The organism is Pirellulales bacterium (assembly GCA_033762255.1).
Classification (GTDB): domain Bacteria; phylum Planctomycetota; class Planctomycetia; order Pirellulales; family JALHPA01; genus JANRLT01.
Genome location: JANRLT010000023.1, coordinates 1 through 15,109, shown reverse-complemented (window position 1 = coordinate 15,109; position 15,109 = coordinate 1). Strand labels below are relative to the sequence as shown.

Genomic DNA, 15,109 nt, shown 5'->3' with positions numbered 1-15,109 from the left:
CGAGTCATTACAAAAGAGTGTTCAAAAGTATTCAATGACTACCACCGCAACAGCCCCGTCCCCCACGCCAGCCCCGCCCCAAATCCGCTAATCAAGAGTAAATCTCCCCGACGCAACTCTCCCGCGCGGACATGCTCATCGAGCACAAGCGGAATACTGCCGGCCGAGGTGTTGCCGTAACGCTCGATATTGCGCCACACCTTCTGGGGTGGTATTTCCAGCTCGGCCGCGACCGCGTCAATAATTCGTGCATTGGCCTGGTGCAAAATCACGCCCCGGACCTGATCCAACGTCACCTGCGCCGCGGCCAGGACTTCGCGCGTGGATTGGGGGATAATCCGCACCGCCCATTTAAAGACCGGCCGCCCCTCCATCCACAAATAATGCCTGCCGGACTCGACACCGGGGACATGCGGCGGTTCCCGCGTCCCCCCCATGGGCATGCGTAGCAGATCCACGCCGCTACCATCGGCACCCAGTGTATAAGCCAAAAATCCCTGGTCCGGCTCGCCTGGAGCTAATAGAACGGCCCCCGCGCCATCACCAAAGATGGGATAAATTTTGGGGTCGCGCGGATCGACCACGCGGGTGTTGGTGTCAGCGCCAATGACCAGGGCCCGACGCGCGCAGCCGCTGGACACAAACTGCATGCCAGTGACCAGCGCATAAAAGAACCCCGCGCAAGCGGCATTCAGGTCAAAGGCGGGAGCGTTGATCCCCAACCGATCCTGCACCAAACAAGCCGTGGCGGGAGCGGGAAAGTCCGGCGTAAAAGTGGCGACGATAACCAGATCGACATCGCCGGGGGGGCAATTTGCGCTGGCCAGGCAACGCTGGGCGGCACTCACGGCCAGATCGCTGGTGGCTATTTCCGGGGGCGCCCGGCGACGCTCGTGGACGCCGGTCCGCTGTACAATCCAATCGGGATCACAGCCCAGACTGGCCAGATCGGCATTGGTGACGATCTGCTCGGGGGCGTAACTGCCCGTAGCCAAAATTCGCACCCCCCCCAACTGCCGCAAAGGGGCTGAAGTGACATTCAGCATCCGTTCCACCGGAAATGACAATTTCGCGTCCTAAATCAGAGATTATACGCCCACTCATGAACGGCCTGGGAAACGATGCCGCGTTCCACAAAGCCTTGATTGCAAGATAAATAAATTACCATATTGCCGGGCCGCTGAATACGGTTGGGGAGGCAAGTCAATTAAGAATTAAAAATGAAAAATGAATAAGGGGTTGTTTGTCACCAGCTTTAAAGATTGCGCTCCGCTGGAGCTAATTCTCCGCTGTCGCGCTCTTCTGCCTATGCCCTGTTTCCCAGCCCCCAGTCGCGCTTCGCTGCGCGTCGCGGCTAGGCATTCCTGTTCCCCTGCTCTCCCGTCTCCCATCTCCCGTCTCCCGCGTCCCGTTCTACCTCCCGACGCTACCCACCCGTAGCGTTAGTCCCGTCCGGCGGACGGGACCTACTCCCGTCTCTCATTTCTCAAACCAGCAACGAAAGACCGGCTCGCCCGCTTGGCGGGTGCGGCGTTCAAAGTGCGTCCGATAGTCCAGATCGTGTAGCGCGGGGGGTTCGGCCATCGGCACAGGGCCGCGCAGTTGCGTGACCGACATCATTAGCTCGATACTGGTTTCATAATATTCCTGCACATCGGTCCAAAAGTGTAGTTTCCCCCCCGGTAACAAGACTCGTTGGATATCCCGCAGAGAGGCGGGAGTAAGCACTCGACGCTTTTTATGACGAGCTTTCCACCACGGATCGGGAAAGTACACATGCACCGCGGCGAGCGACTCCGTCGGTAAAAATTCCCGCAGCAAGCGCAGGCCGTCCCCCTGGATCATCACCGCATTGGTCAATTCCCGCTGAGCCAACTGGCCCGCGGCAAACAGGGCGTACTTGGGCGCGACCTCATTACCCAGAAAATTCCGCTCCGGATGCCGCGCGGCAAAGTTTCGCAAAAACAGCCCCTTGCCGCTGCCTAACTCAAACTCCACCGGGGCGTCCGGCCCCGCAACGGAATGGGCAAATAGGCGCGAGAGTAAATTTTCCGGCGTGAGCTGGCTCAATTCGACGTAGTGCCGCTCGAGACGCGGGGTGGATTTTAATTTGCGAACTTTCCGACGTGGCATAAATTCTCGCGCGCCAAAAAATCATCAACAGGACCATTCCGCTACGGCGGAGACCTGCCTGATTATAGCAATTCCGGCGCGACATTTCCGGCCAGTCCCCCCCTTTGCTCCCGCCGAAACGGCAGAAAATCTACGGGCCTTATCGCCACCAGTCGCGCATTCTGTCCCACATGGTCGGTTTAGCCGCTTGCTCACCGGTCTTGGTGGGAGTTGATTCCGGCGGCGGAGTCGTATTTTGCGGCTGATCCGACTTTGCCGCGGGAAAGACTTCCATCTTTGGCGGCGGGACAACTTCGTGCAAATACCGCGACCAATATCCCTGCAAATGCGTCCAACAACGCCCCAATTTGCCATTTTGTAGTTGAAAGTCGGCCAGGGCCAGCAGTTTGTCAAACTGTCGTCGTTCCGCCTCGCTAAATGCCAAATCAAACAGTTGCGCATTGTCCACCCATAACTGGCCTGCCCCTAACAGTTCGATGCGCACGCGCAGTTGTGTTAAACCTTGGGTAGGCAGGTCATCCACCTGCAGCACATATTGGGCCCAAGAGTCGCGCAGGGGAGCCGCGGGCTGCTGAGCGCCGATCGGGGCGTAGCGCACGAATTCCTCATCGCGGAGTAAGCCGCTTATCACCAGACGGACCTGGGGTTGGGCACGGGGGTCCGCAATTTTCAACCATACCGATAAGGCCAAACGCCCGCTGATCGGCGCGGCCAGGGGCTCGCTTTGCAGAGTAGCGCTTTGCGCCAAGGGATTGGATATTAACAGTGCCTGGGTACCTTGCTGGGGATTGTCAAAAACGACTCGCATTTCGGGGGCGGCGGCCGCTTCGGCGTCCTCGCTGGCTGACAATTGCCAATGGGGAGACGCGCCGTTTTTGTCCACGGGACGTTCCAAGTCACCATTGAGAAGTGTGGTCAAGGGGGGTGGATTTTCCAGGGTGGCCCGCCGGGCGCGCATTTCCCCCAGGCGCGATTGCAGTGTGTCGGCCAATTCCCCGGGAAATTGCGTTTCCGCGGAGATAATCTGCACATTTCCCGGCCAACGTACCGCCAACAGGTCGTATGGTTTTAGCTCCAGCGTCCAGGTATTTCCCTGCACTGGGGCCACCACCCGCATTCCGCTTAGCTCCACGGGGCGCGACCCTGTGGGTAAATTGATCCCCAGTTTGACCTTGACCGCAAAGGGAGCGCTATTGACCGCGTACAGCCAGGTTTGGCCATTCAGAACCAGCCACCGCAGGGTGACCGGCTCGCTTGCCATATCAAGCGTGCCAAATGTTTCAGCCGGCAGGCGGCGAAACGCGGCTCCCATTTCCTGTAGGTGTTCTTCTTGACCCAGGGGGAGCAGCCAGCCGGCGTCGATCAACCAGGGCTGGTCGCGTTCGGCCAGGGCCAGCGCAAAGCGGCGGCGATTTCCCCACGCGGCGGGGGAAAATTGCGTTACCTGCCAGGTAAAGGTCTTTTCTTTGCCAAAAGGGCTTTTTTCGTCAAAAGAGGCCAGACGCAGCCGTTGCGGTTCGTGCAAAAACACCGTACCAGCCACCATGTCCGCCAAGTTTGGCGCCGAGCCGCGTGGCGATTCTTCCGGCCTTCGCAGTTCCGCCAGAAATTCCCGTTCGCTATCACCGGTAAGCAGTTCCGTCGAAGCAAATTGTCGCGCGGTATGCAGCCACAACGGGGCCGCGCTCGCTGTGCGTTCTCGTGACTCCGGACTGACAGTGATCACGGCCCGCGGGGAAGATGGACCGGCGTCCCGCAGATCGCCGTCGGTCCCTGCCGCTCCCCACCCCTGCCCGCCAATCGGCAGGGTCCAATCCCGCGGCGACCGCGCCCCTACCAGCGTGGGCTGGCGGGCGGCGGGCAAATCGGGGGATTCCCACGGATTCGTGGGCAAAAAGACCAATTGCAGGTCCCCCCGCGCATCGCGAACATCGGCTGTGAGTCGGGCAAAAAAATCACTCAATCGCTCCGCGCGAAAATTGAGCCAAGCCTGCCGGGCGGCGGGATTTGCCTGCAAGTAGCGCGCGCGTTGCCAATGTCGCTCGGGACCGGATGCGGGAATTTGCAGTTGGGCGGATTGTTCAAATTCCGCCACGGTCCGATCATCCAATCCCCAGTATTCACCCGGAAATTGCAAAAAGCCGTCGGCGGAGACTTCTAATACCAATCCTCGAAAAGAGGGATGCGGGGCGTAGCGCCTTGCCGTCGCGCGCACGGTTCGGCGGATCACGTCCTGTACGCGCGGATCAAGCGGGTTGTAATAAGGGGCCAGCCCCCGCCGCGCGGGATGGACCGCGGTCCAAGGGCGTCCCTCGGCCCCCACCAGGGAAATACCAACCGCCGCAACGGGGTCCTCCCGAAGTTGCCGCTCTAGCGCGGGGATGGTCGCGGCAAATTGCAATCCCGCGAACAGTTGCACCTGCTCGCGATCGCACAGGCGGCATAATAATTCCAGGACATCCTTGCGTTCCAGGTCCTGGCCCGCGTCAAAAAAGACGCCCGTGTCATAGCGGGGCGTGGCCCCCAGTCCCGAGGCGGGAAAAATCGCGCTGCCATCCGCATAGGCGGCCAAGACCAGGGTATTGTGGCCGTGATGCCGCAGATATTCCAGCATCCGCTGCGACCCCTCCCAAAATGTCTGCCAGTCATCCAAGGTGCGCCCGCTCCACGGGTCAAGCGCTTCGGCGGCGGAAAAATTTTCAGGAAAAAGAGGCCGTAGCCAGCCCGCTCCCCACAGCCGTTCCCCAAAATTCGCCGCGCTCCCCGCCGCTGGCAAATGGGCCGGTCCCGCCAAAACCTGAATTTTGCCATAGGCCGCCACACCCGCCGCGCCGCGATTGGTCAACAATAACACAGGGGTCTTTGTTCGCGGCCAAAACACCACCCGTTGGCGACCCCAGCCAGGTTGACTGGTCACCCCCTCGGGGGTTACTAATACTCCGCTATCCAGACCAATCGGCTGGACCTGGCCGGCGGCATTCGGCTCGACCAGGCTGATCCCTAACCGCTGCGCTAATTGCGTCGGATATTCCACCTCCAGGATGTGCGGCATTCCCGGCTGGGCAATCGTCAGCGGATAGGCCTCCCATGCGGTCTCTCCCGCTGGATCGTTGTTGTTTAATTGCAAATAGTTTCCCCAACCCGCGACCTCGATCACCTGGGATTTGCCATTTCCCAGGGAACCGGGTCGGCTGCCAGGCCAAAATGACCAGTTGCCGCGAAATTTTTCCGTCCAACTGTTATTGGTTGGATCTATTTCCTGCACCTTAACCCAGGGGTTTTGCTGCTTACCGGTCGAGGGCCGCGAGGACAATTCGGCCACCGCCACCAATTGCACCGTGCGGCTCATCAGGGGTTTGCCCCAGCGCAAAGGGCCTTTTTCGGTCACTTCGATTTGGATTTCGTACACTCCCTCTTGTTCCGGGATGCGCAAAGTAAAAGGTATCGAAGGTTGCGCCCCCCCCGCGGCGGCGGGACGCGACCAGTTGCGCGTGTATTTATGGATCTGGTATTCCTGCGCGCCCACTTCCTGCCCACTGGACTTGAGCACCAGTTTTGGCCGGATGCGCAACCCCGCGCCATCCGCCACGGGCAACAGATGCGGCGTCACTTCAAATCGAAATTCCTCCCCCACGTCGCATACCAAGTGCCCGCGCTCGCAATGAACCCGCAGCGCGTCCCCCGGCATACGTCGTAAAAAGAGCCTATTCCCCGACTCGTCCAGCGGCTTTTGCCAGGTATTCCCCAGTAGCTCGGCCACGGTGACCTGCCCGTTGATTGTCTCGCCTGTTTTAGTCGTAAAGCGATACCGCAACACCCCTTCGGCATCAAAGGGCATTCGCATGTCCACTCCGTCATAGGCGCGCGCACTGGGCTGGCGAACATGCAGCACGCCATCCTCCGTCCACATCGAACCCGGCTCGTCCGCTTCAATCCCGAGGGCGCGAATGAGCACGATCGGCCCCGCCGACCAGGAAAACTCGGCCTGCCAAGTTTGCTCCTCTCCCCCGCCCCAGGCCGCCCGCACCTGAATTGTCCACCCCCGATCCTTGGCCGATAGGTCGTCCGCCGGCGGGTCCGCGTCCACCGTGAGCATGCCCCCACCGGCACCGGGCGGAGCTGTCGCATGTACGGGCGGAAACGGCTGCGCGGCGACAGATTGGCTAGCCACGCCAGGCTGATCCCCGGTTGTTTGATGCGGCGTGCTGACTGGCGCGGCGGCGGACGCGGCCCCCAGGGTGAGAGGACCAGACGGCGCGTTCATCGGCAAATGATCCGATGAAGCCGAGGGTTCGCCCGGCGAGAGCCTTAAAACGGGATTTGCTCGCGGCTTTTGTGCAAGTTCATTTTTTCCCAAAGCTTGGGCAGGAGCGGGGCGGATCGTCAAATCAATTCCCGGGGGGGCGGAAGGGGCTGTCGAAGGGGAAAGCGCCGGCCCCGCCGGAGTTTGTGCAATGAGTGTTCCTGAGGCCAGGGCCATGCCGATCCAGCTTAATCCCAACCAGCAAACCACTCCCCGCCAAGCGCGCGCAAAGGCTCCCACGCCCCCACCAGCGGGAGCGCCGCGACGGCACCAGTTATTGGCGGTTCCAGGCCGGCAAATTGCCCGGAGGGAGCAGCCATGCTCCCCTGTCTCGGCCTTGCGCGAGGATTTCAAAACAGCACCAAGCGGACAAATCCGTTTGTCTCGAGCGAAACTATGCAAAAAGAGCACAAAAGATGCGGGGCAAAGTATACTGAGCCTGCCTTTTGCAAACTAGCCAAATCTTGTGGGTTTTTTACGATTTGGCAGCTCGGGAACTATCCTAACTGTTTTCCATAAGCCATTGTTGCAATTACACTTACATCTGATATACCCAACCCGAATACAAATATCTGAGAACACCCATTTCTCCTTGGCACGTAAATCGCAGTGATGGATTGCGGTAAATTTTAGTCAGCCAGGACTGCCAAGAATGAACGCCTAGCGTATTACAGGTTGAGGACTAGTGCTGTGTCAAAGTTAAGGATTCGAGTGGAGCTGATCAGCCGCAGGACACTAGCCTAAGGTTTTTGACGCTCTAACCGTTTGGGCTAGCACACTGCGGCTCAATCAAAACTAATTGATGGCACAGAACTAGCGTGTTTTCCCTTAGGAGGGCGAAGATGGCATAACTTTAACCCCACCGCAAGCCACTGCCATTTTGGCACCGTAGCGTGATTCACGGGAGGTTTCTGGTTATTCGCTAGCGATAAGGAACGTCAGCATGTTTTTTGACCCAATGTACTTTGTCTTTTTAGCACCCGCGCTGTTGTTAGCGTTGTGGGCCCGCACGCGCATGATGAGCGCGTATAACGATGCCAGTCAAATGCCCGCCCCGCTGAGCGGCGCCGCGGCGGCGCGGTATATATTGGATTCGGCCGGGTTGCACCATGTCGGCGTCGAGGCCGTGCCGGGACAGTTATCCGACCATTATGATCCCACGGCCAAAGCGCTCCGCCTTAGCCAACCCAACTTTGTCGGACGGTCGCTATCGGCGGTGGGCATCGCCGCGCACGAGGCGGGGCACGCCATTCAAGACGCGGAGCGTTATGCGCCCCTGGTAATCCGAAATTTGGCCGTTCCCGCCGCCAACTTTGGCGGTTCGGGGGGGATTGGCCTGATGCTGCTAGGGGCTGTCATGCAGATTCAACCGCTGATCTGGGCGGGCCTTGGCTTATTTTCGGTCGTCGCGTTATTTCAGATTATCAATTTGCCCGTGGAGTATGACGCCAGCGCCCGGGCCAAGCGGATCCTGGTCGACAGCGGCATCGTCCCCTCGACCGAGATGCCGCACATAAATAAAGTGCTTAATGCCGCCGCGCTGACCTATGTCGCGGGGACCTTAGAGTCAATTTTGACAGTGGCTTACTATGCCATGATCTTTTTAGGCGGGGGACGCAGCCAGTCCGAGGAATAATTTTCCAGGGCTAAGTCGACATCCCCGCCAAAGATCAAAAATAAAATTGACCCAGACATGACAAGCAGATTTCTTTAGCCACGCCTGCGGGTCCGACCCCAGGCGGCTAAACCAAATAACCCGACCGCGCCCAACATCCAGACGCTAGGTTCGGGAATGGCGGTGGCGGCGATCCCCAGCGGATTGCTGACCCCCTGGCCAAAGTTGCTGTCGATCGGGAGATAGTCGGCGGGTGTAATGATCCCGTCAAAGTCCCCGTCACCCAACAACCAGCCACCGGATAATCCCGGGGTCGGCGTTCCCAAATTGGAGTCAACCACGATATAGTCCGAGCCGTCAACTTTGCCATCCAGGTTGTAGTCGCCGGGATAGGTAAAGCGGACGATAATTTGATTAAAGCCGGTCCCCAGCGTGCTATTGCCCAGGGTCAAATCATAAAACGGATTGCCGACATCTCCAAATTGGCTATTGTTGTTATCCACGGGAATCAAGATCCGCGATCCGCCAGAGTTCTCCACCGTGGAGCTGCCAATGACCGGGACGTTATTCCCCGGAGCCGAGCCAAAACTATAAAAATTATCCACATATTGGGTGATTGTGGCCAACGGATTGGGGTCACCCACATTGTCCGAGTGATACAAGATCAAATCGTTGTCATTCAGGTCCAAATAGGACTCATTTCCCAACGACATGCCGGGGGTCCCGGAACCGCCATTCAAAAGGGTGTTATTAATCAGGATTAGGCCATTTGCCCCGCCATCCACGGCCCGGGCATTTAGCCGGGTAAAGGTGGTGGCATTTCCGGCGGATAATGTCAGCCTTTGTTGCCGCAGCCCATCCACGGTCAGTGACTTTTGTCCCGTGATGCTAGTGGAGCCAACCGCGGTCCCCGCGCCCGCTCCAGGTCCCGCGACATGGCCGACCACCTGATCGCCATTGGTCACACTGAGCGTGCTAGTTGCGGCACTGGTGGTGATATTGGCTTTATTGCCGGCGGTGCTTCCCAAGGCACTGACAGCTCCTCCTAGGGTTAATGTGCTTCCCCCGGCCACCGTGGCGGCGACACCGGTACCCACAGTGCTCGTGGAACCTGTTGGCAGAGCAAAGCTCAATCCCCCGCCACCGACCGTGATCGCGGTGTTATTACCCAGGTTGAGCGAAGTATTAACCGACGGGCTGCCCGTACCAGCGGTGCTAATGACCGGATTCGTCCCTGCTAAGCTGAGAACATTGGCTGCGGGACCCGCCAACACATAGCCGACGCTGGAATTAAAGGTGAGCTTATTGACGGTTTGGCTGGCGTTAAGGTTGGCATTAGCCCCGCCCATTCCCAAAAAGCTGGCTTCGGCGGTGTTACTGTTGGGGACGGGTCCGGCCCAACTGCCGGCGACCGTCCAGTTTGCGCCGCTCGCGCCAACCCATTGATTGACGACCATCGCGCCACTCATGCGGAAATCGCCAACTTTGGTTCCCACCACGCCCTGAATCCCGTAAGAAATCGTCAAATCCGAAAGCAAGAATGACTCGGTCAAGCCCGTTCCCAGAATATCCCCCACATTGTAACCATTGGAAATCAAAAACGTGTGGCCCAGCGCGGTGTTAGAGGCAAATCCCTGTTGGGCGGCGGTGTTGACCACAAAGCCCACGCCCGGATTAGGCCCGCCGGTGCCGTTTAGCCAATTGGCCTGATTGAGCGCGAAACTGCCTGATGCGCTTTGAATGCTCAACGATTTATATTGCTCGGTGACGGGGCCTTCCACCGAGACCACCCCCGTGGCGGCGTCATAAATCAGCGTCAAAATGTTATCACCCAGCGTCCCCGGAGTGGTGGCGTAGGAAGTGCCGGACTCGTTCGTCTGGGCAAAGGCGTCGGCAAAGTTTACTGCTCCGTCCTGGTTGATATCTCCATCAGCCCAAGCCGCGCCTGAGGTGGTACCGTAATTTCCGTTCAAGACGAAGGCGTCTTGAAAGTCCACATCGCCATCTAAATCCAAATCACCGGGCCGAGTGTCGGCGATCAAAGCCGTCCCCGCGCAAAGCGAAAACGCGACTGTGGCGGCGGACTGAAAAAACAACCGGGCAAATCGCTGAATCCGAACTGGCATGATGTGACTCCAGGGGCGCGATGAAGGAGCTAGAAACGAGAATGTCATTGCAAATCGAATTTGCCCCCATAGGTTATACGGTAAATGTTAAGTCCTGATGAGTTAGCCCTATTACTCCCCAAAACTAACAAACTCATAATAATTTTGCTGTAAACCGCAGGCTATTTCTCGGCAATTTTGGTCATTTTGCCCGGCGTCTTGCGCAGAACTTGCCAAAATTGATCACCACACGGCTGTACCTTCTGGACCTTACGGATCAGCCTCCCTGGGCGTGATTAGCGCTTATTGTAACAGACGCGGCCTAAATTCGCTCTGGAGAGGGGGAAAGCGCGGCGCATTGCGTCTTCCTGGTGGATCAGCCCGCTTCCCGATTGTAATTACCATCCCCAGGTCGGAATCCTTTCCTCGACGAACTCCCATGCATGTCCTGGTTACCGGCGCGACCGGATTTATTGGCTCGGCGATTGTCCGAGCGTTATTAGCGCGGGGGCACGCGGTCACGGGACTGGTGCGCCATCCCGCGCGAGGCGCTAACCTGCAGGCGCGGGGAATGCGCATCGCCGTGGGCGAGATGACCCAACCGATAACCTACACCCCGTTGGTGGCCCAAACCCAGGCCGTTATCCATGCCGCCCAGGCCAAACCGCGGGGACGCTGGACGAACGGCAAAATCGTGGCCATGCATCGTTCTGACGCCACCATGACCCGCGCGCTGGCGACCGAGTGCCTGCTGCAAAATAAACCGCTCATCTATACTAGCGGAGCCTTGGCCCATGCTGGCGGAGGAGAGTCGTGGATGGATGAAAGCGCCCCCCTGCGTCCGTGTCTGCTGGCCCGGGGACACGCCGAAATGGTCTACGAACTATGGACCCTCCACCAGCGACACGGCCTGCAAGCACAAGTGGTCACGCCGGGATTTGTGTATGGACCGGGGGGATTTATGCAAGAAACCATCTCCCTGCTGCGGCGCGGCCAATATCGCATTGTGGGCAAGGGGGCAAACTACTGGGGACTGGTGCAGGTGGATGACCTGGCCCAGGTGTACGTCCTAGCGCTCGAGCGCGGCCAAGCGGGGCAGAACCACTTTGTCGGCGACGACCTGCCATTGCGCCGCGCCGAGGTCATTTGCCGCCTGGCCGCCGCCCTGGGTCTGCCGCGCGTGGGAAACGCGCCCGGCTGGATTGTCGGGCTGCTGCTGGGATTTCCCCTGGTCGAGGCGCTGAATGTTTCCCTACGGATGCGCAATGCGCTGGTCAAGGCCCGACTGGGCTGGCAGCCCCGCTACGCGACCTTTGACACGGGTCTGGCGGAGTTGCTGCGGGATCTGTTGGGGAACGAAAAACTCTGCTAGAGAGCGTATAATTTATCTGTGTCGTTCTGGCAGGCTACGACCGCGTTGTGCTTCGTCGAGCTCCAGCGACGAAGTTTAGGATTCCTCTGCTTCGTTCTCCTTGCATAACTTGTCTCGCCGACACCTTATGTCCCCTATTTGTCCTAAACACCCTCTCATCAATGCTTTGCAGGGTTGGCCGTTCGAATTTCAACACGCAATTAGGGGATAATCTAAATCCTCAATTCCTATCTCTGTGCTGCTAAATATTTCTCTTACACTGTCGAAGTAGCCAGCCTGATAGACTAGCCAATATAGTTATATATGTAATACCATTCCCCGGTTCCGGGATCGGCGTGCTGCCAATCGTCAGTAGCATTTCCTGGAACTCGGCATTTTGTTGGTTATTCAATGGCGAGCTAAACGCCACGGCCTGGCCAATGTAGAACTTGCCCGTTTGCTGGACGCTATCCTGAAGCTGAAACGCCCCTAGGATCAGATTGTCGCGGCCGGGGATTGACCCCATCCACGAATTGAGCATCGCCGCGTTGCTGCCATAGGTGGGTGGATAATTGATCCCGTTCCCCCACAGTTCGTAGCTGGATGTTCCCCCCGTCCCGTGCGCGCGGATGTTGAGCGAATAGTTGGTGTCCAGTTGCAGGCTGGACCCGTCCGCCTCGATCCCGCCGTTAAACGCCGGTACGTCTGGTTGATTACGCATACGCATGCCAAATCGGTAATTCGGTCCTACTTGGCGGGTGTAAAACATCGTGTACTTTGAGTTGGATTGCTCATCCGCGCTCGAGAGCGGGAACGTTTCGGACGATTGCTCGAGCCAGTGGACGTTCATCCCGATCTGGCCTTGGGTTGTCATCCAATCCGCAATGGTCGCTTTGAGGTAGTGGATCGGCTCAAAGTAGACCGCCGGGCCGAGCGGGGAATTTGCCAAATACTGCGGTGCACGATCTTCATCCGGGGCGGAAAAGACCAATCCCGTGGCCTTGTCTTTCCAGGCCAGCACTTTACCCGCGGGGGTCAGTGTGAGCGTGGACAAGTCACGGGCATCCAAATAGAGATTGCAGTTGCCGACCGAGAGGGGGTCCCATACAAGTTCAGCATGGCAAACATGTGTAAAAGTCCATACAAGCGCGCACGCCCAGATTGCCAGCCGCATAAGCTGCCCCTTATACAAAAAAGTGAAGTCAACTAGCAAATCAAAGCCGACTCTAATTGAGTCAGATAGGAATCGCCTTAAACACCAGAATTGCCCAAAAAACTAAGAAACCTGCCCAGTACCAACAGAATTGCCCCAACACAAAAAAAGAATCTGCCCAAAACTCAGAACTGCCCTGCTATCCCATCTGGAATCTGCCCTTCGCAGCTTCCATAAGCTTCGTAGAATATGCTTAACAATTAAAGTTTTGTCAATCACCAGAAATTGTGTTTTCCAAAAAATTTATCCATTTTTATCTGTGTGCCCAATGAGTTGCGGGACGAATACCTTCTTATCACCTGCTGTATTACTGCGGTGATGGCTGGCTGCTCTTTTCATCGCCCGCTTTTCCCTACGCCAACCCGGCGTTACACTACCTGTTGACGCACGCCCGCCCAGGTTGTTGATCATTTTTCCCCCTTGACCCGCAAATTTGCCATGACGTTGCGCTTTAATCCCACCAATCGCGAGCTTTCTTACGATCCCACGGCCTGTTTCATCCCCCAAACGGGCATCGACAAGGCCGACCTGGCGGCCCTAGCCCCCAAACTCGAAGCCGCCCGCGCGGAAACCCTGGCCGATCTCGAGTTGTGGCACTCCGGGGGTCCCGTCCCCGCCGACAAACAGCCGTTGGACGCGGGATTCATGGATTTGCCCGACCGCCTCCTGGCCGATTACAAGACCAACCGCCACACCAGCGAATTGGGCCGCATTTTAGCCACGGCCGCCCGCCTGCGCGAGGCGATCGATCGCGTCGTGGTGTTGGGCATTGGCGGATCGTACATGGGCGCCCGGGCACTGCTAGAGGCTTGCTGCCACCCCTACCATAATGAACTGTCCCGGGGTGAACGGGGAGGCAAACCCAGGATTTACTTTGAAGGAAACAACGTCGATAACGACAGCCTGCAGGGGTTGCTGGATCTCTTGGGCTGCAACCGCGCCACGCCAGCGGTGGCAACCGCCGTTGAAGACCGCTGGGGAATCGTGGTGATTAGCAAAAGCGGCGGCACCCTGGAAACCGCCGCCGCGTTTCGCCTGTTTTGGAATGCCCTGCAAAAATCCCTGGGTGGGGAACGCTCGGCCTTGGCGGAATACATTGTCCCTGTCACCGGTAAAAGCGGCCGCCTTTTTGAACTGAGTCGCGCGCTGGGCTGTCCGGAGATCTTTGATATTCCCGATGGCGTCGGCGGGCGGTTTTCAATCTTAACCGCCGTGGGCCTGTTGCCAGCCGCGGTGATTGGCATCGATATTGTCCGCTTGCTGGAAGGAGCTGCCGCCATGAATGCGCGCTATCGCACGGCGGGGGCGTTTAGCAATCGCACCCCACTGGGTTCCAACCCCGTGCTTGATTACGTCGGCGTGTGCCATTTACTAGAAGTCCAGCGAGGCGCGACCATCCGCATCCTGAGCACCTGGGGGAAGGGGCTCGAGGCCGCGGGGATGTGGTACGACCAACTCCTCAGCGAAAGCCTGGGTAAGAAAGAACATGGAGCAACGCCACTGACCGTGGTCAACACGCGCGACCTGCATTCCCGCGGCCAACAACACCAAGAAGGGCGCCGGGACAAGGTCATCACCAACGTCATTTCCCATAGCGTGCGGCGCGACCGGCTGGCCATCGAAGCTAGCGATTTGGACCAGGACAAGCTTAATGAACTTGCGGGCAAGACCGTCCCTCAGATCCTGACCGCCGCGATCGACGGCACCAACCAGGCCTACGCGGATGATTGCCGTCCCACCGCCGACCTAAACTTACCTGGTTTGGATGAATACTCGATGGGACAGTTTTTTCAAATGTTGATGCTGGCCACCGTGCTTGAGGGGCGTTTGATTGGCATCAATCCTTACGGGCAGCCAGGCGTGGAAGGCTACAAAAAGCACATGCAAAAGAATCTAAGGGGCTGATAGGAAGTGGTGAGTGGATTGTAGTCAGGGGAACGTGGACAGCCCCATTTTATCACTACCCACTATCTCCGATCCCGGCAGGGATCACCGCCCCTAGCCGGTGGTTGAGCGCAGCGATACCACCGGAAAAATATCCCCGAACGATTCTTTTCATCCCGGCAGGGATGGCAGGCTATTTTATTCTCTGGCATCCCTGCGGGATGCCAAATCAGAAATGTTTTTTTCCATCCGGTGGTGCGCTGCGCGACCACCGGCTAATTGCTGGCATCCCTGCGGGATGCATGGTTTATCTAGGACTCCGTGCAAATGTGTTCCCAGTCCATCAAAACAAACTCTGTTGGACGGATTTTACAGTAGCAATAAATTCTAAAAATTTGCCAATTGCTTATCCGGACTGCCATAATGAATCCTGGAGGGAGGGATGTTTCTATAAAAGCTGAGTTCGTTGCTTAATAGGGGAGGTGCCCCATGCGCTCCATACAGT

8 protein-coding genes are annotated in these 15,109 nt (G+C 57.9%); 3 read left to right on the top strand and 5 right to left on the bottom strand.

What is annotated here, in order from left to right; translation table 11 throughout:
• Positions 1-38 precede the first annotated feature (38 nt).
• The 3 genes from SFX18_07280 to SFX18_07270 all read right to left on the bottom strand — a co-directional run bounded on the left by SFX18_07280 (position 39) and on the right by SFX18_07270 (position 6,790).
• Positions 39-1,067: a beta-ketoacyl-ACP synthase III gene (locus SFX18_07280; GenBank protein MDX1962937.1), complete on the bottom strand. Its 1,029-nt coding sequence runs from the start codon at positions 1,065-1,067 to the stop codon at positions 39-41.
• A gap of 412 nt (positions 1,068-1,479) precedes the next feature.
• Positions 1,480-2,133 carry a tRNA (guanosine(46)-N7)-methyltransferase TrmB gene (gene trmB, locus SFX18_07275; GenBank protein MDX1962936.1) on the bottom strand — a complete coding sequence of 218 codons (654 nt, stop codon included), beginning with the start codon at positions 2,131-2,133 and terminating at the stop codon, positions 1,480-1,482.
• A 139-nt stretch (positions 2,134-2,272) separates the two neighbouring features.
• On the bottom strand, positions 2,273-6,790 hold the full coding sequence (locus SFX18_07270) for a hypothetical protein (GenBank protein ID MDX1962935.1): 4,518 nt from the start codon (positions 6,788-6,790) through the stop codon (positions 2,273-2,275).
• A gap of 589 nt (positions 6,791-7,379) precedes the next feature.
• Between SFX18_07270 and SFX18_07265 the strand changes: the two genes are divergently transcribed.
• Complete coding sequence (locus SFX18_07265; GenBank protein ID MDX1962934.1) at positions 7,380-8,072, top strand: zinc metallopeptidase; 693 nt, start codon at positions 7,380-7,382, stop codon at positions 8,070-8,072.
• Positions 8,073-8,146: 74 nt separating this feature from the next.
• Here SFX18_07265 and SFX18_07260 read toward each other — a convergent pair whose 3' ends face one another.
• Positions 8,147-10,177, bottom strand: a complete 2,031-nt coding sequence (locus SFX18_07260; GenBank protein MDX1962933.1) for a hypothetical protein — start codon at positions 10,175-10,177, stop codon at positions 8,147-8,149.
• A 418-nt stretch (positions 10,178-10,595) separates the two neighbouring features.
• Here SFX18_07260 and SFX18_07255 point away from each other — a divergent pair, with 418 nt between their 5' ends.
• Positions 10,596-11,528, top strand: coding sequence for an NAD-dependent epimerase/dehydratase family protein (locus tag SFX18_07255; GenBank protein ID MDX1962932.1), 933 nt, complete (start codon positions 10,596-10,598; stop codon positions 11,526-11,528).
• Positions 11,529-11,769: 241 nt separating this feature from the next.
• On the opposite strand, the gene SFX18_07250 is transcribed toward SFX18_07255, so the two are convergent.
• Positions 11,770-12,561 (bottom strand): hypothetical protein, encoded by a 792-nt coding sequence (locus SFX18_07250; protein ID MDX1962931.1) that lies wholly within the window; start codon positions 12,559-12,561, stop codon positions 11,770-11,772.
• 579 nt (positions 12,562-13,140) lie between these two features.
• Between SFX18_07250 and SFX18_07245 the strand changes: the two genes are divergently transcribed.
• On the top strand, positions 13,141-14,625 hold the full coding sequence (locus tag SFX18_07245; GenBank protein ID MDX1962930.1) for a glucose-6-phosphate isomerase: 1,485 nt from the start codon (positions 13,141-13,143) through the stop codon (positions 14,623-14,625).
• Positions 14,626-15,109: the final 484 nt, after the last annotated feature.